The sequence below is a fragment of the Corynebacterium macginleyi genome (assembly GCF_003688935.1).
In the GTDB taxonomy this organism is placed as follows: Bacteria; Actinomycetota; Actinomycetes; order Mycobacteriales; family Mycobacteriaceae; genus Corynebacterium; species Corynebacterium macginleyi.
In genome coordinates, this window is record NZ_REGE01000004.1 from 90,319 (window position 1) to 111,526 (window position 21,208).

At 58.5% G+C, this 21,208-nt stretch carries 22 protein-coding genes and 1 tRNA gene; 15 read left to right on the forward strand and 8 right to left on the reverse strand.

The features are described from left to right. Positions 1 to 147: 147 nt before the first annotated feature. Positions 148 to 1,698: a catalase gene (locus D9V82_RS04700; protein ID WP_121911244.1), complete on the forward strand. Its 1,551-nt coding sequence runs from the start codon at positions 148 to 150 to the stop codon at positions 1,696 to 1,698. 112 nt (positions 1,699 to 1,810) lie between these two features. Here the strand turns inward: D9V82_RS04700 and D9V82_RS12620 are convergent, their stop codons facing one another. After that, positions 1,811 to 2,122, reverse strand: a complete 312-nt coding sequence (locus D9V82_RS12620) for a hypothetical protein (RefSeq protein WP_234457487.1) — start codon at positions 2,120 to 2,122, stop codon at positions 1,811 to 1,813. A 336-nt stretch (positions 2,123 to 2,458) separates the two neighbouring features. Here D9V82_RS12620 and D9V82_RS04710 point away from each other — a divergent pair, with 336 nt between their 5' ends. Both D9V82_RS04710 and D9V82_RS04715 read left to right on the forward strand, forming a co-directional pair. Further along, positions 2,459 to 3,922 carry an MFS transporter gene (locus tag D9V82_RS04710; protein WP_121911247.1) on the forward strand — a complete coding sequence of 488 codons (1,464 nt, stop codon included), beginning with the start codon at positions 2,459 to 2,461 and terminating at the stop codon, positions 3,920 to 3,922. A gap of 361 nt (positions 3,923 to 4,283) precedes the next feature. Next, the gene (locus D9V82_RS04715; RefSeq protein WP_121911249.1) at positions 4,284 to 5,648 is read left to right on the forward strand and encodes a CitMHS family transporter; all 1,365 of its coding nucleotides are present in this window, start codon (positions 4,284 to 4,286) and stop codon (positions 5,646 to 5,648) included. Between the two features lie 69 nt (positions 5,649 to 5,717). On the opposite strand, the gene D9V82_RS04720 is transcribed toward D9V82_RS04715, so the two are convergent. Further along, a tRNA-Pro gene (locus D9V82_RS04720) sits at positions 5,718 to 5,791 on the reverse strand. A gap of 68 nt (positions 5,792 to 5,859) precedes the next feature. Continuing rightward, on the reverse strand, positions 5,860 to 6,747 hold the full coding sequence (locus tag D9V82_RS04725) for a metallophosphoesterase (RefSeq protein WP_121911251.1): 888 nt from the start codon (positions 6,745 to 6,747) through the stop codon (positions 5,860 to 5,862). A gap of 43 nt (positions 6,748 to 6,790) precedes the next feature. Between D9V82_RS04725 and D9V82_RS04730 the strand changes: the two genes are divergently transcribed. Further along, entirely contained in the window at positions 6,791 to 7,255 is a 465-nt protein-coding gene (locus D9V82_RS04730; RefSeq protein WP_121911253.1) for a GatB/YqeY domain-containing protein, read from the forward strand. 3 nt (positions 7,256 to 7,258) lie between these two features. Here D9V82_RS04730 and D9V82_RS04735 read toward each other — a convergent pair whose 3' ends face one another. Continuing rightward, complete coding sequence (locus D9V82_RS04735) at positions 7,259 to 9,742, reverse strand: transglycosylase domain-containing protein (RefSeq protein ID WP_121911255.1); 2,484 nt, start codon at positions 9,740 to 9,742, stop codon at positions 7,259 to 7,261. Between the two features lie 145 nt (positions 9,743 to 9,887). Between D9V82_RS04735 and D9V82_RS04740 the strand changes: the two genes are divergently transcribed. The 4 genes from D9V82_RS04740 (at position 9,888) to D9V82_RS04755 (ending at position 11,753) form a co-directional block, all read left to right on the forward strand. Next, positions 9,888 to 10,211 carry a WhiB family transcriptional regulator gene (locus D9V82_RS04740; protein WP_121911256.1) on the forward strand — a complete coding sequence of 108 codons (324 nt, stop codon included), beginning with the start codon at positions 9,888 to 9,890 and terminating at the stop codon, positions 10,209 to 10,211. A 90-nt stretch (positions 10,212 to 10,301) separates the two neighbouring features. Beyond that, a complete protein-coding gene (sp36, locus tag D9V82_RS04745) occupies positions 10,302 to 10,460 on the forward strand; it encodes a Sp36 family protein (RefSeq protein WP_121911258.1) in 159 nt (52 codons plus the stop codon). Continuing rightward, positions 10,461 to 10,919 (forward strand): RidA family protein, encoded by a 459-nt coding sequence (locus D9V82_RS04750; RefSeq protein WP_121911260.1) that lies wholly within the window; start codon positions 10,461 to 10,463, stop codon positions 10,917 to 10,919. Positions 10,920 to 10,937: 18 nt separating this feature from the next. After that, positions 10,938 to 11,753, forward strand: coding sequence for an MBL fold metallo-hydrolase (locus D9V82_RS04755; RefSeq protein ID WP_121911262.1), 816 nt, complete (start codon positions 10,938 to 10,940; stop codon positions 11,751 to 11,753). A 95-nt stretch (positions 11,754 to 11,848) separates the two neighbouring features. Here D9V82_RS04755 and glxR read toward each other — a convergent pair whose 3' ends face one another. Together glxR and D9V82_RS12180 are read right to left on the reverse strand one after the other, a co-directional pair. Continuing rightward, positions 11,849 to 12,532 (reverse strand): CRP-like cAMP-activated global transcriptional regulator GlxR, encoded by a 684-nt coding sequence (gene glxR / locus D9V82_RS04760; RefSeq protein WP_121911263.1) that lies wholly within the window; start codon positions 12,530 to 12,532, stop codon positions 11,849 to 11,851. 223 nt (positions 12,533 to 12,755) lie between these two features. Next, entirely contained in the window at positions 12,756 to 12,926 is a 171-nt protein-coding gene (locus D9V82_RS12180) for a hypothetical protein (protein ID WP_167449729.1), read from the reverse strand. Between D9V82_RS12180 and nth the strand changes: the two genes are divergently transcribed. From nth to D9V82_RS04780, 4 genes are all read left to right on the forward strand, one after another. Beyond that, the gene (gene nth, locus D9V82_RS04765; RefSeq protein WP_167449730.1) at positions 12,874 to 13,527 is read left to right on the forward strand and encodes an endonuclease III; all 654 of its coding nucleotides are present in this window, start codon (positions 12,874 to 12,876) and stop codon (positions 13,525 to 13,527) included. The two genes, D9V82_RS12180 and nth, sit on opposite strands and share 53 nt — an antisense overlap. 4 nt (positions 13,528 to 13,531) lie before the next feature. Continuing rightward, on the forward strand, positions 13,532 to 14,119 hold the full coding sequence (locus D9V82_RS04770) for a TlpA family protein disulfide reductase (RefSeq protein ID WP_121911265.1): 588 nt from the start codon (positions 13,532 to 13,534) through the stop codon (positions 14,117 to 14,119). Then, the gene (locus D9V82_RS04775; RefSeq protein WP_121911267.1) at positions 14,116 to 14,817 is read left to right on the forward strand and encodes an NUDIX hydrolase; all 702 of its coding nucleotides are present in this window, start codon (positions 14,116 to 14,118) and stop codon (positions 14,815 to 14,817) included. Before D9V82_RS04770 ends, D9V82_RS04775 begins: the two co-directional genes overlap by 4 nt. 62 nt (positions 14,818 to 14,879) lie before the next feature. Further along, positions 14,880 to 16,076, forward strand: a complete 1,197-nt coding sequence (locus D9V82_RS04780; RefSeq protein ID WP_121911269.1) for a MarP family serine protease — start codon at positions 14,880 to 14,882, stop codon at positions 16,074 to 16,076. 33 nt (positions 16,077 to 16,109) lie between these two features. Here the strand turns inward: D9V82_RS04780 and D9V82_RS04785 are convergent, their stop codons facing one another. Both D9V82_RS04785 and D9V82_RS04790 read right to left on the reverse strand, forming a co-directional pair. After that, the gene (locus D9V82_RS04785) at positions 16,110 to 17,018 is read right to left on the reverse strand and encodes an alpha/beta fold hydrolase (protein WP_121911271.1); all 909 of its coding nucleotides are present in this window, start codon (positions 17,016 to 17,018) and stop codon (positions 16,110 to 16,112) included. A 78-nt stretch (positions 17,019 to 17,096) separates the two neighbouring features. Beyond that, a complete protein-coding gene (locus D9V82_RS04790; RefSeq protein ID WP_121911273.1) occupies positions 17,097 to 17,600 on the reverse strand; it encodes a phage holin family protein in 504 nt (167 codons plus the stop codon). 126 nt (positions 17,601 to 17,726) lie between these two features. Between D9V82_RS04790 and D9V82_RS04795 the strand changes: the two genes are divergently transcribed. The 3 genes from D9V82_RS04795 (at position 17,727) to D9V82_RS04805 (ending at position 21,068) form a co-directional block, all read left to right on the forward strand. Further along, positions 17,727 to 18,443, forward strand: coding sequence for an oxidoreductase (locus tag D9V82_RS04795; RefSeq protein WP_121911275.1), 717 nt, complete (start codon positions 17,727 to 17,729; stop codon positions 18,441 to 18,443). Between the two features lie 355 nt (positions 18,444 to 18,798). Beyond that, positions 18,799 to 19,869, forward strand: a complete 1,071-nt coding sequence (gene ssd, locus D9V82_RS04800) for a septum site-determining protein Ssd (protein ID WP_121911276.1) — start codon at positions 18,799 to 18,801, stop codon at positions 19,867 to 19,869. Beyond that, positions 19,866 to 21,068: a TadA family conjugal transfer-associated ATPase gene (locus D9V82_RS04805; RefSeq protein WP_121911278.1), complete on the forward strand. Its 1,203-nt coding sequence runs from the start codon at positions 19,866 to 19,868 to the stop codon at positions 21,066 to 21,068. The genes ssd and D9V82_RS04805 overlap by 4 nt, the downstream gene beginning before the upstream one ends. Positions 21,069 to 21,208: the final 140 nt, after the last annotated feature.

Below are 21,208 nucleotides of genomic sequence, written 5' to 3' on the forward strand. Positions count from 1 at the left end.
GCGCCGAGGGGCCGGTGGGGGCATCGGCAAGCAGCACATGTGTGCACAAGTTAGCGCGGTCCCGTTAAACGTAGTAAGCTATGTGTTGTCCGTGATTGATAATTGTCCCCAAATTATCGACTGATTGCCAGGAGGCAAAGACATACCATGACTGATTCCACCGCTGATGACATTCTGAACAAGGGACAGCGTCTTGCAGGTCAGGGCAACACTACCCGCCTGTCCGGCCAACCCGTCCCCTCTGAGAACACGTCCGTGACCGCCGGCCCCCAGGGTCCGGTAGCGCTCAACGATATTCACCTCATTGAAAAGCTTGCCCACTTCAATCGCGAGCGCGTGCCTGAGCGTACCCCACACGCCAAGGGCCACGGCGCCTACGGTGAGTTGCACATCACTGAAGATGTCTCCGCTTATACCAAGGCCAAGGTCTTCCAGAAGGGTACGGTCACTCCGATGATGGGCCGTTTTTCCACTGTTGCCGGCGAGCAGGGCTCCCCGGATACCTGGCGCGACGTGCATGGCTTTGCCCTCCGCTTCTACACCGAAGACGGCAACCTCGACATCGTGGGCAATAACACCCCGGTATTCTTCCTACGCGATGGCATGAAGTTCCCCGACTTTATTCACTCTCAAAAGCGCCTCGGTTCCAATGGCCTGCGCGATGCCGATATGCAGTGGGATTTCTGGACTCGTAACCCGGAATCCGCCCACCAGGTGACCTACCTCATGGGTGACCGTGGCACTCCGAAGACCACCCGCCATCAAAATGGCTACGGCTCCCACACCTTCCAGTGGGTTAATGAGGACGGCGAGGCATTCTGGGTGAAGTACCATTTCATCTCCCGCCAGGGTGTTGAGAACTTCACCGATGAAGAGGCTACCGTGGAAGCCGGCCAGAACCCGGATAGCCACCGTCAAGACCTTTATAACGCCATTGCAGAGGGCAACTACCCCATCTGGGACGTCAAGGTGCAGATCATGCCACTGGCAGAGGCGGAGGACTACCGCTTCAACCCCTTTGACCTGACCAAGGTGTGGTCCAAGAAGGACTACCCGCTGCACGATGTGGGCTACTTCGAGCTCAACCGCAACCCGCGCAACTTCTTTGCCCAGATCGAGCAGATTGCGCTGGACCCGTCCAATATCGTGCCGGGCGTTGGCCTGTCCCCGGATAAGATGCTGCAGGCACGCGTCTTCGCTTATGCGGATCAACAGCGTTACCGCATCGGGCCGAACTACAGGCAGCTGCCGGTCAACCAGCCGCGCAATGCGGAGAAGGTCAATACCTACGAACACGAGGGTCCGATGCAGTATTTCTACAATGCTCCAGAAGATCCGGTGTACTCGCCCAACCGCCATGCCAAAGGTGCAGGCGTGCTTGATGATGCCTCCTTGAATAACCGCGAGGATCTAGAGACCACCACCGCGGCTGACCTTTATGTAAACCCAGATCCGCATGGCCACGACCTGGTCCGCGCGCCGTATGTGCGCCACGCGGAAGACGATGACTTCGTGCAGGCGCGCGATTTGTACGAAAACGTTTACGACGCCGCCGCCAAGGAGCGCCTAGTCACCAATATCACCAACGCAATGGCCGGCGTATCCGAAGAAACTGAAGAGCGCGTGTACCAATATTGGACCAATGTCCACCCGGCCCTGGGCCAGCGCGTGCGCGAGGTCTTCGCTGAAAAGAAATAGCCAGCCGCTACGGATGCGCCGTTTCTTGAGAGCATAAAAACAACGCCGCCTTCGAACATCCCCCACCCACAGTGAGGAAGTGGGTCGAAGGCGGCTTGTGTTTTAGGCTGGATTAATCACAGCGGCGCATATCGTCTGCAACGAAGCTAGGCGCGCCCTGATTTACCCATTCGTCTACGTCATAACACGGTGCGGTCAATCCACTATTTGTTACACCGATGGGTTCAATACTGGTCCATGCGCCATTGTTAAAGCGCGCCCATGCGCTCCAATCTGTATTGGCTTTGCCAAAATGAGCCCATTCCCCGTCGCAATCTGCCACCCTAATATTGCCCATATTGGGCTCTAAAGGAGAAAAGGCGCTTGGGGAGCAATCGCCCTTGGTCTGCGGGGTGATAGGAGCGACTGCTGTCTCCTGTGGCACAGGTGGTTGCGCGCTAGTTTCTGCCGGGGAGGTTGTGGGCGAGTCCGTCGTAGTCGTTGTGTGCTCCGTGGAACTTGAAAGGCTGGAGCTAGAGCTGGAACTAGATTGCGCTACGGCGTCAGATGTTCGGGGCTCACTGGAATCGACAGAGCTATTGGCATTGTCGGTGCAGGAGACCAATGTCATGCACAGCGGAAACGCGGCTGCACACGCTAGGGTGCGGGAATGAGAGTGTTTTAGAGGGCTAGGCATGTCTTAATAGTAGATTCTCTTTGTTATGTGTGGCGCTCGGCGCGCCTGCAGAAAGTCAATGACCTGCAGCGATAGTTTACTAGCATGACCAAACGCCTTGCCTCGACCGCGCCGACCGCCACCGCAAGGAACTCGCGGTGGCGCAACCTCTTACTGCTCGTATTGCTTGCCGTACCGCTTATCGTTGGTACCGCAGTGGCGGCCTGGTCGCAGTGGGAACCGGCGCATGCGTGGTCGAGTGCCGCCCAGCCGTACGGCGCACCGCAGGCGATTTCGGCATCGCCAGAACTCAAGGAAGCCGCCGCGGCCGCCAGCCGTGCACAAGCTCAGGCCAGTATTCTGAAATCTGGTGCGGACCGATTACAAAAGGGCACCAGCGAGCTGGATAAGGGGGCAGGGGAACTAGGTGAGGGCGTCGCCAAGCTCGCCGGTGGCTCGCAAGAATTGGCGGCAGGGTTGAACCAGCTGCGATCTGGGACCAATACCCTCGGCGGTGGGGCGACGGAGCTGGCCAATACCGTCGGCGGGGCCGTCGACCAGGTCGTGGGCCTGGGAGTTGTCCAAGGCCAGATTCTAGAGGCTATCGATGGTACGGTGCGCGACTTACAGGGAAATGACTCGAAGGAAGCCAAGCAGGTTCGCTCTGAGTTAGGGGATCTGCGCATCCAGGTGGCAAACTTCCGCCTTGATGAATCGCTGGTCGGGGAGTTGCAGAAGCTTAAGCAGGGCTCGCGCGAACTCTCCAATCAGCTGGCGGTAAACGGCTATGCCTACCACGATGGCATCAACCAGGCCGTGGCAGGCGCGCAGCAGCTCAATCAGTCCATCGCGGAGCTTAATAGCCGCGTGGATGAGGCTCTCGATGGGGTGGGCCAGCTTGACGATGGCGCAGGAAAACTCACCGGCCTCGCGAAACAAAACCAGTCGAACCTGGGCGAGGTGCAGCGCGCCCTGCCGCCCGCGCACGTGGCCGCGGAAGAGGACGCACGCCAGCTCAGCCCGGTCATCGCCATGCTCATTTCCGCGCTGACCCTACTGGCTGGATCCGCGGCCGGGGTGGCGTGGAAATTGGGATTGCGCCCCTGGCTGATGGTCCTTGGCGGATCGCTGGCCGTGGTGGCCGTCGGAGAGATACTGCTCTTCGTCTTGTCCATTGGACTTACCCCTATTGCCGCCGTCTCCGCCGGAGGGGCGCTGTTCTTAGGTGCCCTGTCGTCCGCACTTATTGTGCGCGGCCTGCTCGAATTGTGTGGTATGACCGCGGGATCAATCCTTGCCGCGATCTTTGGCATTGGGCAGACCGCGTTGGTGGGCTGGCTGTGGAAATCCGCGGCCATCGCCGGGGTGGACAAGCTGTGGCAGGTAGTAGCTAACCTTTTGCCACTCAACTGGACAACGGCCGCCGTTACCGTGGCGGGCAACGACGGTAACGCAGTGGTGCTGTGGACATGCCTTGGCGTCTTGGGCGCTATGACTCTAGTGGGTTTGAGTGGAATAAAGTGGCTCTCTCCTGCCAGGAAGAACAAGAAATTCAGCACTAAGGCATGAAATTTAATATTTAAATAGGCACCAGCTTGTTTAGTGCTGGCAATACTTGCCAGCACTATGGCGGGGATACGTTAGGTGTTATTCTTACTGGTACTCACACCGCCTACTTAGGGGGTAGGCGAACGGCTTACGCCGTTGTGAGTGATAGGGAATAGGGACGACGCGGTGCTGTAGGGGTGCCGCGTCGTTTCCCGTTTTTGCCCAGAGGTATATATCTAGGCCCGGCGCGGGCTGATCTTGGCGGTATATGCGGACAGGGGCAGACATGTGCGCTACCACACAGTAATATTTAGCATTAGTCATATCTCCTACGGCTAGTGGCGTGCGCCATACAGACGCCAGTGAATTTTAAAGGAGCGCAATGCAGACTTCCTTCGGACTTGCCTTTATAGGGCTGGCCATCATCGTTGTGACGGTGGGCATCCTTATCCGCGGCCGCGTTAATCCCATTATTCCTATGACCCTGGTTCCCGTCATCGGTGCTCTGATAGCAGGTTTTGGCATAGAAGACATTGCGAATTTCTTTGGCGAAGGCCTAAGCTCTGTCATCAACATCGTCGTGATGTTTATCTTCGCCATTATCTTCTTCGGAATTTTGCACGATGTAGGGCTTTTTACCCCGGTGATCCGCAGCCTTATCACGGCGACTCGCGGCAATGTCCTGGCCGTGACCATAGGTACGGCCGCTATCGGTATCGTGGCGCACCTCGATGGTTCTGGGTCTACCACCTTTCTTATTACGATTCCCGCTTTGTTACCGCTGTACCGCGCGCTGCACATGTCGCGGTATGTCTTGATCGCCATCGTGGCGCTCGCCGCGTCGGTAATGAATATGGTTCCGTGGGGCGGGCCACTGGGGCGTGCCGGTGCAGTGGTTGAGCAAGCCCCGAACGACATCTGGCTACACCTACTTCCCATCCAAGGCGTGGCGGTGTTCCTCATCTTTGTCATTGCCGCCGGTTTGGGGTGGCGCGAAAAAAGCCGCTTGGCCAAGTTGCAAGAAAGTGGCGAGATTAAAGGTGCCATTTCTGTGGACGTGAATTCCTTGGCGGATGATTTTTCCGCCAAGCAGGCCGGGGAACAGCAGAAATTAGGGTTCAGGTACCGGAAATCCCGGTGGGTTACTATTGCGAATATCGTCGTTGTCTTGGCCGTGCTCGCAGCCCTGCTTTCGGGGTTGTTGCCGCCGGCACCCGCGTTCCTCATTGCTAGCACTATTGCCTTGGTGGTGAACTTCGACGGTGCGATGGAGCAGGGTGATGCCCTGCGGCGCCACGCCCCCAACGCTTTGTCTATGGCCGGAGTTATCATCGCGGCCGCGATGTTCTTGGGCGTGCTCAATGAGACCAAGATGCTGGAAGAAATCGCGCTGAGCCTGGTGAACGTTTTGCCGGAAAGTGTGGCATCGTATCTACACGTAATTGTGGGATTCTTTGGGGTGCCGCTGGATCTGTTGACCTCTACCGATGCGTATTATTTTTCGGTACTACCCATCGTACAAGGCACGGTTGAGTCCTTCGGAGTCAGCGGGATGGGCGCTGCGAGCGCATTAATTATCGGCAATGTGGTGGGCACCTTCGTCTCCCCATTTTCACCGGCGCTGTGGTTGGCACTGGGGCTGGCGGATGGTCAGATGGGCAAGTACCTGAAGATAGCGTTCCCCATCGCATGGGCATTTTCTATCATCCTCGTCGCCATTGCATTCTTTACCGGGATGCTGGCCTAGGAAGCGGTGGTCCTAGAATCCGCCGGATTCTACTGCATAAAAAGGCCCGCAGTTTCCTGCGGGCTACTGTCGGGATAACAGGATTTGAACCTGCGACCTCTTCGTCCCGAACGAAGCGCGCTACCAACCTGCGCCATATCCCGGTGTGCTGCTTAAAAGCAGTACTGGAATACTCTAGCGCACGCAGAATAAGATCGACAAAACGGCAGGTCTAGTCCACCTCGGTGATCCTCAGTAGGGTGGCCGAGGGGCGGCAGAATAAACGCACGGGGGCGAATTTAGACGTGCCCAAGCCATTGGAGACGTGCATCTTCATAGGGCCGAAATCGTGCAGACCTTGTGCGCGCGGGCGGTCGATGCCGCAGTTGGTCACGATGGCGCGCGACCCAGGAAGGCAAATTTGCCCACCATGGGTATGTCCGGAGAGAGAAAGCTGATAGCCATCGGCGGCGAATTTTTCAAGCACGCGCGGCTCGGGAGCGTGGAGCAGCGCTAGCGATAGATCAGCATCCTCGTGAGGCGGGCCGGCGATTTCGGAATAATCGTCCAAGCCATGGTGCGGATCGTCGACGCCGGCCACAGCGAGGCGAACAGTGCCCACCTTGAACTCGTGGCGGGCCTGAGTGCCGTCGTACCAGCCGTGCTCCATGAAGGCCGCCCGCATGTCGCGCCAAGGCAGGTCAACGTAGGAGGGCTCGCGCTTTTTACCCAGCAGGTACTTGAAGGGGTTGACCGGGCGCGGTGCCCAATAATCATTGGTGCCGAACACGAATACGCCGGGCCGCGCGAGCAGCGGGCCGAGCGCGCGCAGGGTATCGGGCACGGCTTGCTTATCAGAAAGATTGTCGCCGGTATTGACCACCAGGTCTGGCTTTAGCGTATCGAGGGCAGAGACCCAGTCAATCTTGGTCTGCTGCCCCGGGATCATGTGCAGGTCAGAAATATGCAGCAGGCGGAACTCCTCTTCACCGCGCAGGGTGCCCTTGGGAAGGAGGGGAAGAGTATATTCCTTGAGCTCGAATTTTTTAAGCTCGCTAAAGCCCCAAGCAGCAATACCTAGGCCAGCGGCGACACCGCCAAGAATCCATTGAAGTTTCACAGCTTCTACACTACCTGCCCCAAATGGCCGTATATTGAAAGGCATGAGCGAGCTAAAAGATACTATTCGAGCGGATCTGAAAACGTCGATGAAGGCCAAGGAAAAACAGCGCACCAGCGCCATTCGCGCGCTGCTGGCGGCAATCCAGGCTGAGGAAACTACTGGCTCCCGCCACGAGCTGGAGGATGAAGACATCCTCAAGGTCATTGCGCGCGAGATTAAAAAGCGCCGCGAGTCCGCGGAGGTCTATGAGGAAAATGGCCGCCCGGAATTGGCAGAGGCTGAGCTTGCCGATGTCCCCTTTTTCGAGGCCTACCAGCCGCGCCAGCTCGATGACGCACAGCTTAAGTCATTGGTAGAAGAAGCAATTGCCGAGGTAGAAAAAGAAAATGGCGAAGCACCCACCATGAAGCAGATGGGTGCGGTGATGAAGGTCGCCAACGCAAAGGCCGCCGGCCAGGCCGACGGCAAGCGCCTTTCCGCAGAGGTAAAAGGCCAGCTTAATTAATTTTCAGCGGCCGAGGAGATTGCGGATCTCGTTGCGCAAATTATCGATATCTTGTTGGAAGATTCCAAAGTCCTCAGGAATGAGGTTCCATCCGCCGCCGTTATTTCCTCCCCAGTTGTTGACACCGGTAGTGCCTGGGCTGCCGGTGTTATTTTGTGTGCCGGTCGTATTCGTACTGCCCACGCCGTTGGAGGGGGGTTGGGTAACAGGGGAGGTGACAGGGGAGCCGTCAGAAAGTTGCAGGGTAATCTCCGCGCCTTCCTTCTTGCCATCCTTGCCGGTAAGCGCGCGTACCACGCGACCGTAGGGAACACTCCCATCGACGACGCGGGAGGTCTTTACCACATAGCCCTTGGCCTCAAGGGCGCTGCGAGCCTGTGACTCGGTTTTCCCTCGCATGCTATCGAGCAGCTTATCCCCGGTGGTGCCGTCGTCGTATTTCTTATTGTAATTGGGTAGCCCGCTCTGGGTAGCCCGCGACAGCTGCGATGCCATGGTGAAAAATGTTTGTGCGGGCTCCAAACCACCAAAGAGGTTGCCGGTACCGGTGCACTGGCGCACAGGTGAGGTACATAGCGGCTGCGTATCGGTTCCGTCGTTATAGATATAGGGAGCGGCGGCGAGCCCCTCGTTGAATCCCAAAAACGCCGAGGACTGGTTGGATTCGGTGGTGCCGGTCTTGGCGGCAATGGGGGAGCTAAACCCGGCGGCCAGGGCAGCGTTCTTGGCGGTGCCCTGTGTGGCGTCTTCGGATAGGGCATTGGACAGGGCGTGGGCCACGTCCTGATCTACCGCCTGCTCGCACGGGGTTTCCTTGAGATAGACCTCGTTGCCGTTCTTATCCAGGACTTTGTCAATGGGGTTGGGTTCGCACCACCAGCCGTGAGAGGCAATCGTTGCGCCCACATTGGATAGTTCTAGAGGATTTACCGGATTAGGGCCCAGAGTAAAGGAACCGGAACTGGCGTCTTTCGTGCGCTGCGCGATGGAGGTGTCCTTATCAAAGGTTCCCTTCTCGTCGTAGGAGCGAAGGCCGAGTCGTACCGCCATATCCACAATGGGTGCCACGCCAATCTGCTCGGTGAGCTTGATAAACGGGGTATTGGGGGAGTGTGCTAAGGCCTCTTGCAGAGTCATCGTGGCCTTATAATTGCTCGCATTTTCCACGCAGTAGCGGTTGGCGGGGCAGTTATCGGCGCCGCCGTGGCCGAGACCTTCGGCTTCGTAGCGGATGGGCACATCCACCGTAGTCTTAATGCCATAGCCAGCCTCGATGGCGGCTGCAGCGGTGAAGGTTTTAAAGACCGAGCCGGCACCATTGCCCACTAAGGAGTTGGTTTGTGGCAGCAGGGTTTCATTTTTGTCCCGATCCAGCCCGTAGGCACGGGACGAGACCATGGCCAAGACTTTGCGGTCCGACGTACTCGGTTCGATAACGTTCATGACCTCAGCGACGCCTTGGGCATTCGGGTGGGTGTGCGACTGTACCGCGAATAGCGCCGTATCTTGCACCTGGGGGTCCAGCGTTGTTTTTATGGTGTATCCTCCTTGGGCGAGTTGGTCTTGGTCTATGCCCTTCTCCTCGAGGTAGTGCAGTACAAAGTCGCAGAAAAATCCGCGATCACCTGCACCAATGCAGCCATTATCCAGGGTATTGGGCTGCTTGTTAACACCTAATTTTTGATCCTTGTATTTATCTGCATCCGCTTGCTCCAGATAGCCATTATCCACCATGGATTGCAGCACGACGTTGCGGCGGTCCAGCACCTCTTCCTCATTGGTATAGGGGTTGAGGCGCTCCGAGGACTGCACCATGCCAGCCAACATCGCCGCTTGCGGGACCGTGAGGTCCGCAGCGTGGCTATCAAAGTAGGTCCTCGCAGCGGCTTCCACGCCGTAGGCATGGTTGCCAAAGGAGACCAGGTTGAGGTAGTTGGTGAGGATTTCTTCCTTGTCCAACTCTTCATTCAGCTGTGTGGCCATGCGCATTTCACGGAGCTTGCGGGTGGCGGATTGCTCGATCGCCGCGGCTCGTTCTTCATCGTTTTGCGCGGAGACAAGCAAGAGATAGTTCTTGACGTACTGCTGGTCAATGGTGGACGCACCCTGAGATACCCCGCCGGAGGTGAGGTTGGTCCACAAGGCGCGGAAATTGCCTTGGAAATCTACGCCACCGTGTTTATAAAAGCGCTCGTCCTCGATGGAAACGATGGCGTTTTTCATCGCGTCCGAAATCTCGTCGCCGTCTACGGGGTGGCGGCGTTGGCGATAGACATAGGCCATATCTTTGCCCGAGGCGTCCTTCACTGTGGTCACGCCCGGGATATTGCCGGCTGTTAGATCTTGCAGTTCTGACTGCATGGTCTGGTTGGTGCGGGCGATTGCCACGCCCGAAATGCCTGCAAAAGGGGCAAGCGCGAGCGCGATGAGCCCGGCTACCAAGACTGTGGACAGGGCTATCTTGGACAAAGATTTGAAGACAGTCACGATAAATACCCTACGTGGTCTGCCTAGTAATGGGGAAGGCGACCTGCACCCCCTAAAGTGTGACCTCGTAGACAATCTTGCAATCTAGTGAATAGACTCAGGCCACAATGCATGGTAATCCGTCTGGGAAGGAGCACACTCACCCATGACCGTTCGAGTGAAGACTGCGGGAATGTCCAATACAGCCCGAAATCCCGAGCGCGGTGAGTGGGTCACTTTAGCAAAATGCCGCAATGGGGATCCGGACGCGTTATTCGTGCGTGGCGCTGAACAGCGCAAAGCCGCTGTCATCTGCCGCCGCTGCCCTGTATTAACAGAATGCCGGGCAGATGCCTTAGATAACCGTGTGGAATTTGGGGTGTGGGGTGGATTGACCGAGCGCCAGCGCCGCGCGCTCCTGCGCAAGAATCCCCACATCACCGACTGGGCGAATTACTTGGCAAAAGGCGGCGAACTCGTCGGTATTTAACGCGGTCAGAGCGTGTAACTGCTCTCGTAGCGGCGGCAGCGCTCTGGACTGGGGCGGCATAAGGTGGCGTTAATCGCTAGAATAAACTTTATGACTAAATGGGAATACGCAACTGCACCAGTACTGACCCACGCCACCAAGCAGATTCTTGATTCTTGGGGTGAGGATGGATGGGAACTGGTAGCCATCACCCCTGGCCCGAACCCGGAGAACGTGGTCGCCTACTTCAAGCGCGAGGTGACAGAGTAAATGAGTCTTTCCGCTCGCTTGAAAGAGTTGGGGGTAGAGCTGCCGGACGTTGCTAAGCCACTGGCTTCTTATGTGCCCGCGTTGCGCGTGGGCAACCAGGTATGGACCTCTGGTCAACTTCCTCTGGTGGATGGCTCGCTGTCGGTGACTGGCAAGGTGGGTGCCGAAGTCACTACTAAGCAGGCCCAGGAACAGGCCCGCACCGCCGTGCTCAACGCCCTAGCGGCTGTCGATGCGGAGGTCGGGTTGGACAATATCTCCCGCGTGATCAAGATCGTCGGGTTTGTAGCCTCGGATCCTGGCTACGAAGATCAGCCCGTGGTGGTTAACGGGGCCTCGGATTTCATTGGGGAGTTATTCGGCGAGGCAGGCAGGCACGCTCGTTCTGCAGTCGGCGTAGCCGCCTTGCCAAAGAACGCTCCTGTAGAGATTGAATTGATCGTAGAGATCGCTGAGTGATCGGATAGGCTGGTAGGCATGGAGCACCCCGCATATAGTCAATTGCGTCCCGTAAGCCAATCCGTTGGCGTAGTTCTTTGTGATAATCCCAGCTATACCGCCCTCGAGGGTACGAATACCTGGATTATTAGTGCCGCTGAAGACTCTCGGTCGATCGTCGTAGACCCGGGGCCGGAGGATGAAGGCCACCTCAACGTTGTGCATCGCCATGCCGGGGAGGTGGCGTTAATTCTGCTTACCCACCGTCACGATGACCATGCCTCGGGCGCGCAACGACTTCGACAGATGACCGGCGCGCCCATTCGCGCTTTCGATCTCAACTATTGCAATGGCGCGGAGGCTTTGCAGAAAGGTGAAATCCTGACCTTGGAAGGCGTTACTCCACAGCTGGAGGTTGTGCACACACCGGGTCACACCGCGGACTCCACGTCCTTTTTTGTGTGGAGCGGGGAGGTGGACAATTCCCGGCTAGAAGGCATCGTCAGCGGCGATACCATCGCGGGGCGCCACACCGTTTTGCTCTCAGAGACGGACGGCGATTTGGCCGATTATCTCCACGCCTTGGACATCCTAGAAACCCGCGGCAAGGATGTTACGCTCTTTCCGGGCCACGGGCCCGATTTGGAAGATACCTCGCAGGTGGCGCGCAAATACATTGACCGACGCCATTACCGCTTGGACCAGATTCGAAAGATCCGTGCCCGGCTGGGTGAAGACGTGGATCTGACCACCTTGGTCAATGAAATGTATGACGATGTAGATCCGGTGCTGCGCCATGCTGCCGAGCAATCTACGCGTACGGCGTTGAAGTATCTCGACGGTACCGATAGCTGACGGCACCGGCAGCTAGCTCGGCGCCCGGTAAGTCGCTGGCTAAACGCTTATTCCCTCCGCCCTTGACGCTATGCATGGGCTGGAGGGATTTTTATTTAGCGTGCGCGGCGGGCGAGGTGTTCGGTATCGATGATGAGCACGGACTTGCCCTCGAGGCGAATCCAGCCGCGGTGGGCGAAGGTGGCCAGGGCCTTGTTTACGGTCTCACGGGAAGCACCGACCAGCTGGGCAATCTCTTCCTGGGTGAGATCGTGGTTGACGCGCAGTGCGCTGCCTTCCTGTACGCCGAAGCGGTTAGCCAGCTGCAGCAGGGTTTTGGCAACTCGGCCGGGTACGTCGGTGAAGATGAGGTCCGCCAAGTTGGCGTTGGTGCGGCGCAGGCGGCGCGCTAGCACGCGCAGTAGCTGCTGGGCGATGGCAGGGTGATCGCTGACCCACTTGTCCAGCAGCTCGGAGTTCATCGTGGCGGCCTGAACCTCGGTCACGCAGACAGCGGATGAGGTGCGTGGGCCCGGGTCGAAGATAGAGAGTTCGCCGAACATATCGGAGGGACCCATGACGGTTAGAAGGTTCTCGCGGCCATCCGGGGCGTGGCGGGCGAGCTTAATCTTGCCGGAGGTAATGATGTATAAGCGGTCACCAGGCTCGCCTTCATCGAAGATGGTAGTACCGCGCGGGAAGCGCACTGTTTCCATCTGCTCGAGAAGATTTTGCACTGCTACGGGATCAACGCCTTGGAAGATTCCGGCGCGGGAGAGGGTGTCCTGTACGCCTTCCACGTTTTACTCCTTGGATGTCGACTGCGAGACGTCATTTAAGTGCTTGGCCCACATCCTTGTGCGAGCTCTAGAGAGGCACGCTTATGCGGAACCAGCGGGGTAATTTTTAGCGTACCCCATATTACAGTGTAGTTCGTCACTTTTGCGCACTGCCTCAATAATAGTCACACGACAGAAATGGGAAAGTTTCAGCCTTTTAGGTTTACAGCCAGCGGTTTTCTGGCTAATCCCCGAAGACAATCGCTTCCAGTTTTTCCATTAGGAGGGCAAAAAGGGCGATGCCAAGCGGAACAAAAATAACAAGTGAAATCATGTATTCCCATCCTACTATGCTTGGCGGCATGAGTTCATCACCGCCCAAAACCGTGGCTCCGAGCACGCGAGCGCCTGTCATTAATGAAAGATTGGCACGCGAACACCCCGATGCGCAGTGCGAACTCGATTTTGATTCTCCCCTTCAGCTCTTAGTCGCCACGGTGCTCTCCGCGCAGTGTACGGATGCGCGCGTGAACTCGGTTACTCCTGAGCTTTTCCACACCTATCCCACCGCCGCCGATTATGCGGCGTCCCGGCGGGAGGATTTGGAAGCCATCCTGCGCCCGCTGGGGTTTCAGCGGGCAAAGGCGGGGTATCTCATGGGCATAGGCGAGCGCCTAGTCTCTGAATTCGATGGCGAGGTGCCACAGACCGTGCAGGAACTTACCTCCCTGCCCGGGGTCGGCCGCAAGTCAGCGTTGGTGGTTCTGGGTGATGCCTTTGGGGTACCGGGCCTTACAGTGGATACGCACTTCAGCCGCCTGATGCAGCGCCTTGAGCTGACGAGGGAAAAGACGCCGGTGAAGATAGAAAGGGATATTGCCAAGCTCATTGTAAAACCCGAGTGGACGGTTTTTTCTCACCGGGTAATTTTTCACGGCCGGCGAATCTGCCATGCCCGAAACCCAGAGTGCGGGAATTGCGTGGTGCGGGATCTGTGCCCGGCTGCATTAGGCTAGCGGTATGAAAAAATACGTCTTCGGCACCGTCATTGCGGCCATTATCACTGCTGTCCTCGTGGTAATGGGAGTAATGCAGCTGCGTGGCGATGATACCGGCGCAGGCGGTGCCGCGTCCGGCAATGCGGCCGGCCAGGGGATAGCCGATCGCCCGGATTGCCCCGCGGGCCCCATCGCTGGAGTGGATTTGGAGTGCCTGGGTGGCACTGACACAGGTGACGTGGGCGCTGGTGAAGGGAACCATACGGATGCGGGCATTACCATCGCCAATGTATGGGCGTGGTGGTGCGAGCCGTGCCGCGCAGAATTACCCTACTTTGATGAGGTGGCAAAGTCTCATCCAGAATGGAAGGTCATTGGGATCCACGCGGATAAAAATGCCGCCAACGGGGCTGCTTTTCTCAACGATGTGGGAGTAGATCTGCCGAGCTTCCAAGACTCACATAATAGTTTTGCTGGCGCGCTAGGCCTGCCAGGCGTGGTTCCTGTGACCGTCATTTTCCGCGATGGGGAAGTGCTAAAGCAGGCGGCCCAGCCGTTTACCTCTGCGGCCGAGATTGAAAAGACGGTCAAGGAGGCGCTTGCTGGATGAGTGAGTTATGCCCTGAGTGCGCACCCGACTGGATAAAACCCGCGCTCGGCGTTGATGTAAGTCAAGTGCAGGAGCTTATAGGGCAGCGGCAAGCATCGCAGCTTAATGGCACGGAGGAAGAGGTGCCAACCAAGCGGGAAGCTGCGGTGCTGATGCTATTGAACGGGCAGAGCATGGAGGATGGTGAAATTTTGCTCACGCACCGCTCGCCGTCCATGCGCTCGCATTCCGGCCAAATTGCCTTTCCTGGCGGCCGGCGGGATCCGGGGGATACATCGCTGGTCGATACTGCGCTGCGGGAGGCATGGGAAGAAACCGACCTGCAGCGCCATTCCGTTACACCCCTAGAGCAGTGGAAGCAGTTGCATATTCGTGCCACGGGTAATCCGGTAAGCCCCATCTTGGCGCATTGGCACCAGCCGGGTGAGGTCTACCCCGCTAGCCCGGCGGAGACCGATGATGTGTTTTTCGTCCCGATCAAGGAGCTCATTGACCCCCGCAACCGCCTGCTGGTGGGTTTCAAACAATGGCAGGGCCCGGCGTTTTATGCCAATGGCTACGTGATTTGGGGTTTTACTGCCGGGGTGCTGGCAGCATTATTGGATCATTCTGGGTGGAGCGTACCGTGGAATAACAATTCGGTCTTAGACCTGCGTGACACCCTCAAAAAGTCCCGCAATAATGAGAAGATGTCTTAATTGCCCGCGCGCTTAAGGCGCCGGGGGACGTACGAAACTTCGATAGAGAAAGAACCAAAGCCATGACTGCTGCGCTCATTGTTGACGGCCTGATTGTGCTTGCCGTGGTAGCAGCATTGCTCAGTGGTTGGCGCAATGGTGCGCTCGCCGCAGTGCTCTCTGCCATCGGTGTGGCCGCGGGCCTCGTGGCGGGCATCGCCGTAGCGCCGCGCGTATTGCGCACAGTGGACGAGCCTTCGCTACGCCTGCTACTGCTCGTCGGAATTTTGGTTTTGCTGGTGGGCATTGGGCAAATAATTGGTTCTTCCTTGGGTACGAGCGTGCGTGACCGCATGAAGGCCCGCAGTACCCAGCGGATAGATTCTCTGTTTGGCGCGGTGTTCCAGTTCTTCATTGCCCTCATCGTTATATGGATGATTTCCATTCCCGTAGCCACCAATTTGGGTGGATCCGCAGGGCAGGTGCTGCGCGATTCCCGCATCCTGAGTAACCTCAACGCCGCTGCCCCGCCGCGTCTGGCTTCTCTTCCCAATGGTGTGGCGGCAATGCTGAATGAATCGGGGCTTCCGCCCTTGGTCTCGCCGTGGGAAAAACCTATCAGCGGCGAGGATGTCGAAGAGCCAGCCCCGAACGTACAGGACCCGGAGCTGGTGCACAGAATGCGCCCGTCCATCATTCATGTGCTTGGCGACGCCGAAGTATGTTCCCGCCGCCTCATGGGTTCCGGTTTTGTGGTGGACAATGACTATGTGGTCACCAATGCCCACGTCGTAGCCGGCACCCAAAGGGTGAAGTTGGATACGAAGCTCGGACTGAAAGATGCCACGGTGGTCTACTACAACCCAGAGGTCGATATCGCCGTCCTGCACGCGCCGGATCTAAACATCCAGCCCCTGCCATGGGCGCAGCGGCCGGCCCAGACCGGCGATGATGCCATGGTTATGGGTTTTCCACACTCTGGGCCTTTTAATGCGGAGATGGCCCGCGTACGCGATCGCATCACCATTGCGGGACCAGACATTTACTCCCAAGGCCGGGTCGAGCGCGATTCCTATATTGTGCGCGGCAATATCCAACAGGGAAATTCCGGCGGCCCCTTAGTCAATACCGCAGGCGAGGTTTTAGGCGTCATCTTTGGCGCCTCAGTGGACGATTCTGGGACTGGATACGCGCTGACCGCTGACGAGGTAATTGGCCAGATCGGAGATGTGACCCAACTGACGCTTCCAGTAGAAACGGGCGAGTGCGTGGCGCACTAGCCTCCGTATTGAATCCGCGTAGGGCAATCCGCCCTATGCGTCGAGCCATCGGCGCAGTTCGTCGATGAACTTCTCGGGGGCCTCAAGGAAGGGCAGGTTTTTGGTGCCTGGAATCGAGGTGGCGCTAAAACCAGCGCTCGCGCGGAGGGCAGCCCGCTGGATGACGGGGTTCCACAAGCGTTGTTGGGCGTGAATGAAAAGGACGGGACGCTTGACTTCTAATTCGGACCAGTTCAAGGGAACCACGGCGGTGCGCATTCGGTGGTTCCACAGGATTCCGCGGCGCACCTTGCCAATCCGGGAGGCGCGCAGGCGCAGGGCAAGGATGGACTCTATGGCGGCATCGGCAAGCGCGGGGCCCGTATCCAGGCTGAGCTCCTTGCGGTAGGCCCGGGGGCTGAGTAACAGGGTATTTGCGCGGGTGACCCTTGGCATGTGGCAGAGGAGGGAACGCAGGATCATCCACCCAAAATCCCAGGGTCGGGCGGCGATGGCGCGGCGGATATCTACGGGATGTGCGGCCGAGACGGAGACCAAGCCGCGCACCCGATTGGGGCGTTCGGCTGCCAGGCACCACGCCACTGCGCCACCGGTATCGGCGCCAACGATATAGGCATTATCGTGCCCCAACGCCTGGATGAGGCCATCGAGATCCCCGACCAAGGTGCGGATATCCTGGCCGGGATCGATGGGTGGCTTATCGGACATGCCGAAGCCGCGCATATCTAGCGCGGCGACGTGGTACCCGCACTGGGCGAGCGGCGCGATGACTTCCTGAAAATCGAACCAGCCGCCAAAAGCGCCGTGAATAAACGCAACGAGGGGATCTGCGCTATCACCCGCTATGGCCACGTGTAGGCGGATGCCCCGGGTGTAGATAAACTCGTGCGCGAATGGCCCTTCTAGCTCGACTGTTGAGGGAGGAAGTGGTGTTAAGCCCATGGAGGACTATGCGCCTTTCTATGTGTGCAGAAAATCCGCCCAAGGAAAAGCTGAGGCGGATTTAGTGGTGCGTCCAGTTTAGGTGTACAGGCCGTGAGTGTCCTTCCGGTCCAGCGATTTTTGTGCCTTGCCTGGAATCAGGTTTTTGAGTTCCTTGGTGGAATCAATGGTCTTCTGCGGCGCCTTAATTTTCTTGACGTTCTTGAGGCCTAGCAGGGCAAGGGCACCGGCTGCCACGATCATCACGAGGAAAACGATTAAGAAGGCAGCCCAGCGCTCCAGCCAGACGGCGAGGAGCTCAGCGAGGAAGAAGAAAAAGAAAAAGGAGCTGTACAAAGCGATGATGCCGGCTGCACCGAAGAAGCCAGCGCCGATGCCACCCTTTTTTGCGGACTGCGCTAGCTCCGTCTTGGCCAGCTCGACCTCAGAGCGCACGAGCTGGGACATCTGCTCGGTGGCATTGGAGACCAACTTGCCGATGGAGGTTTCGGAGGACGATGCATCAACATCGCTCAAAGGAATCGAATTAACCTTTGGTGCGAATTGATCGGTGCCGTCAGTAAATAATCCATCGTTGCTCACGATTAATTCTCCTCGTTTTGATCTAAACCTTGCTACGGCCCCAATTGTAATGGAAACAGCGTGGTTTTATGATGCCATGCCAACGCAAGGGGGCCTGCGGGGCTCTGGGCGTTTAGGGCTATCCTAATATATATGTCAGAAAATGACGTGTTGTCTCCGTTGTTTCGCCTTCCCGGGGTGCAAGAAAGTGCGGGAAAAGCTGCGGCTGCCATTGCGCGCGCCCACCGCAGACCGGCCGGGTTGCGTAGGTACGAGATCATCTCTGCGGAGTCTTTGATGCGCGGGGCGCGCGCCAGTGTTGCCTTGGATGGGCATGCCATCCCCCCACATCCTGGCCCGGGCGATGTGAAAAGCGGGCCGCTGGCCGGCGCGGTCAGCGCGTACTCTATGGCGGCACCTGAGGTGGTCGATTCCACCGTCCGTACCTTTGCCCGCGCGCCCCTGCAAGTGTTCGCGCGCATCGACGTTGCTGCCGGCGGGACCGGGATTCCCACCGGTGATACTGCGCGCTTGCAGGGCCTCGCGTGCCTGATTGCGCAGGGTAGTGGTCCTGCATTCCGCGATCTTTTACCGAGCGTCGTGCACGCCGAAATCGCGGTCGGCCAATTCTTTGGCCCACGCAGCGGTGTGGTGGCGCGCGTTGCGGCCCGCCTTGCCGCCATGCACACCGGCTTTGATCCCCGCGGGTTTGCCGTGCCAGAGGTGTATTTTCATCGTCACTCCAAGGCCTACCACCAGTGCCGCGCGAACTACCGCGATAGGCCTGGCGAGGTGGTGCTTTTCCATCTCGCCGCCTGGGCGGTAGGCGGTAGAGAAGCCGATGCCATTGCCCGCGCGGCCTAACCGTACGCCACCATGCTAGGTGAATGGTGAACATCCATTCGGTGCTCTTTAGCGCCGTGCGGGTAGGATATTTCCCCTAGCTGTTGTGATCGGGTAATGAACGTGTCATAATTATCGGTGCAAGGCCCCGATATACCGTGCGGCCTGCCCCGGCTCGCCCCCCGAGGCCGGGTTACTGACGGCCCGCGCGCACCCCCCCGATGCGCGGGCCGTCACCTTTTATCCACAGTTATCCACAATGTTTTGTTGAAAATTGCAACTAATTCAGTGCTAAGTGGTGGCTTGTGCGCACTTATCCACAGGCGGGAGGACTCGTCCCTAGTGTAGTTGGCGCGGATGGTTCAGGCTAGGGGGCATGAATACAGCACACTCTCGCTCCACCATCGTCGTCGCCATAGGCGAGGAATCCCTGCGCGCCGAGGCGGTTCATGCGGCCGCCGCGACCAACTACCAGGTCATCACGGTAACCGATCCCCGCGATATTCCGCGCAGCCTTGCCAGGGCCTATACGATCTTGGTTGATGCGCTCATGGCGCGTGTTATCGCCTCGGCCCAGGCCGGACAGACTGCGCCCATTCCGGTGCTGTTCCTCGCCGCGGACCCAGGGCCCATCGATTATGAAGCGGCGCTTGCCTGCCATGCGGAGCGTGCCTTTATTATTCCCGCGGAAATTAAAGACTTGCTGGAGGCAATTGCTCAGGCTGCGCATCCGCCAGAAGAGCGCCCCGGTGCCGCCACCATCGCGGTGGTCGGTGCCAGTGGTGGGGTAGGGGCCTCTACCTTTGCCGCTGCTCTGGCACGTTCCCACTGCATGGCTGGAGAGCAGTCGCGGGCGCTGCTTATCGATGCCACCGCGCACTCCGGCGGACTCGATCTCCTCCTCGGTGTGGAAACATCACCAGGTGCCCGCTGGCCGGACCTCAACATTGGCGATGGCAGCATCGATGCCGCCGATCTCTACCGTGCCTTGCCATCCACCGCAGATGGCATAGCGGTCCTATCCGCAGCGCGCAGCACGGTCAAAGACACCTTTAAGCTAGACGCCACGCTAGTGGCGGCGGCCACCTCTGCGGCGCATGCCGGCGAAGGCCTGTGCATTGTGGATTGCACGGCGGAAAATATCCCGGCGACCTGCACACACGTGGTGCTGGTGGTGGCCGCGGAGGTGCGCTCGGCAGCGGCAGCCGCACAACTCATTCTGCGCCTGGATGAAGCCCGGCGAGACATCGTGGTAGTCCTGCGCCAACGTCAGTGGGCAGCGCTGAGCGCGCCTGAGATAGAAGACATCATCCATCACCGGGTCAGTGCCCAATTGCCTACCGTGCGTGGGCTGACCCGCAGCATTGAGATAGGCGGCTTACCAGCCAGGCTTCCCGCAGCATTGTCCAAAACCGCCCGTGCTGTGCGCGAGGAGGTAGGGGTATGAGCGAGGCGATGGAAAGCTCGGCTGAGACCATGGAAAAGACCATAGAAAAGATGCAACGTGTTATTGCCGCCGAACCGAATCTGGTCCACGACGCCTCCACTTTGGCCCGGCGGATTCGCGAGGAAGCCGGAGTCATCAGCGATGTCGCCGTAGTGGATCTGCTCCGGCGCTTGCGCCAGGATGCGACCGGCATGGGGCCACTGGATAGTTTATTGGCCCGGCAGGGAGTAACCGATGTCGTGGTTAATGGCCCCGAGGATGTTTTTATGGACCGCGGTGAGGGGTTAGAACGCAGCGATATTACCTTTCGCAACGATGCGGAGGTGCGCCAGTTAGCCGCCCGCCTGGCCGCGGTCTCAGGCACACGGCTCGATGATGCCCAGCCTTTTGCCGATGGCCGCGTGACACGCCCAGATGGCGTCGTGCTGCGCGTGCATGCCCTTTTAAGTCCACCCGCAGTAGGCGGGACGTGTATTAGCCTGCGCGTATTGCGGCAGGCGCAAACCACCCTGCCACAGTTGGTGGCCAATGGCACGGTACCCGAAGACATCGGCCAACTGCTTGCCGCGATGGTGGACAAGCGAGTGTCTTTCCTCGTTATCGGTGGTACCGGTTCTGGCAAGACAACGCTGCTCTCAGCGCTGTTGGGGGCCGTATCCGAGCGGGAGCGCATCGTGGTCATCGAGGATACGGCGGAGCTATCACCCCATCACCCGCATTGCGTGAGCATTATTTCGCGCCGGGCGAACGCGGAAGGTAGTGGGGAAATTACCATGGCGCACTTGCTGCGGCAGGCGTTGCGGATGCGTCCAGACCGCATTGTCGTCGGCGAGATCCGCGGCCCGGAAGTAGTCGATCTGCTCGCCGCGCTAAATACGGGCCACGACGGCGGCGCGGGCACCTTGCACGCCAATTCTCTTTTTGAGGTACCCGCCCGCATGGAGGCCCTCGGGGCACTCGGCGGCCTGGACCGCAGCGCCCTGCACTCACAATTGGCGGCCGCCGTCAACGTGGTCCTTACCATGGAGCGCACCCCACACGGTCGACGTCTCGCCCATATCGGCGTCTTAGAGGGCAATCCGGTAACCCCGCGTATTGTTTGGAGCGCAACCGAGGGACCCGCGCCCGGCTTTGCGGAATTTTCCGCCTCCCTGCTGGAGGAACCGCACCAAGGCCCAGGGGGTCAGGCAGATGCTTAGTTTCTTATTGCTTGCCGCAGCCCTCATAATATCGGCGCCCTCGAGCGCGGCGCGCCTTGCGAGCAAAGAAAGTCGGATAAAGCCCAGATCACTAGTCATTTTGGGCGCGGCATTTTGTGGCAGCTTGGTCTTTTTCTCAG

Coding starts and splice junctions, on each gene's coding strand:
- D9V82_RS04700 (WP_121911244.1), top strand. CDS start 148: ATGACTGATTCCACCGCTGATGACATTCTGAACAAGGGACAGCGTCTT.
- D9V82_RS04710 (WP_121911247.1), top strand. CDS start 2,459: ATGACCAAACGCCTTGCCTCGACCGCGCCGACCGCCACCGCAAGGAAC.
- D9V82_RS04715 (WP_121911249.1), top strand. CDS start 4,284: ATGCAGACTTCCTTCGGACTTGCCTTTATAGGGCTGGCCATCATCGTT.
- D9V82_RS04730 (WP_121911253.1), top strand. CDS start 6,791: ATGAGCGAGCTAAAAGATACTATTCGAGCGGATCTGAAAACGTCGATG.
- D9V82_RS04740 (WP_121911256.1), top strand. CDS start 9,888: ATGACCGTTCGAGTGAAGACTGCGGGAATGTCCAATACAGCCCGAAAT.
- sp36 (WP_121911258.1), top strand. CDS start 10,302: ATGACTAAATGGGAATACGCAACTGCACCAGTACTGACCCACGCCACC.
- D9V82_RS04750 (WP_121911260.1), top strand. CDS start 10,461: ATGAGTCTTTCCGCTCGCTTGAAAGAGTTGGGGGTAGAGCTGCCGGAC.
- D9V82_RS04755 (WP_121911262.1), top strand. CDS start 10,938: ATGGAGCACCCCGCATATAGTCAATTGCGTCCCGTAAGCCAATCCGTT.
- nth (WP_167449730.1), top strand. CDS start 12,874: ATGAGTTCATCACCGCCCAAAACCGTGGCTCCGAGCACGCGAGCGCCT.
- D9V82_RS12180 (WP_167449729.1), bottom strand. CDS start 12,926: ATGACAGGCGCTCGCGTGCTCGGAGCCACGGTTTTGGGCGGTGATGAA.
- D9V82_RS04770 (WP_121911265.1), top strand. CDS start 13,532: ATGAAAAAATACGTCTTCGGCACCGTCATTGCGGCCATTATCACTGCT.
- D9V82_RS04775 (WP_121911267.1), top strand. CDS start 14,116: ATGAGTGAGTTATGCCCTGAGTGCGCACCCGACTGGATAAAACCCGCG.
- D9V82_RS04780 (WP_121911269.1), top strand. CDS start 14,880: ATGACTGCTGCGCTCATTGTTGACGGCCTGATTGTGCTTGCCGTGGTA.
- D9V82_RS04785 (WP_121911271.1), bottom strand. CDS start 17,018: ATGGGCTTAACACCACTTCCTCCCTCAACAGTCGAGCTAGAAGGGCCA.
- ssd (WP_121911276.1), top strand. CDS start 18,799: ATGAATACAGCACACTCTCGCTCCACCATCGTCGTCGCCATAGGCGAG.
- D9V82_RS04805 (WP_121911278.1), top strand. CDS start 19,866: ATGAGCGAGGCGATGGAAAGCTCGGCTGAGACCATGGAAAAGACCATA.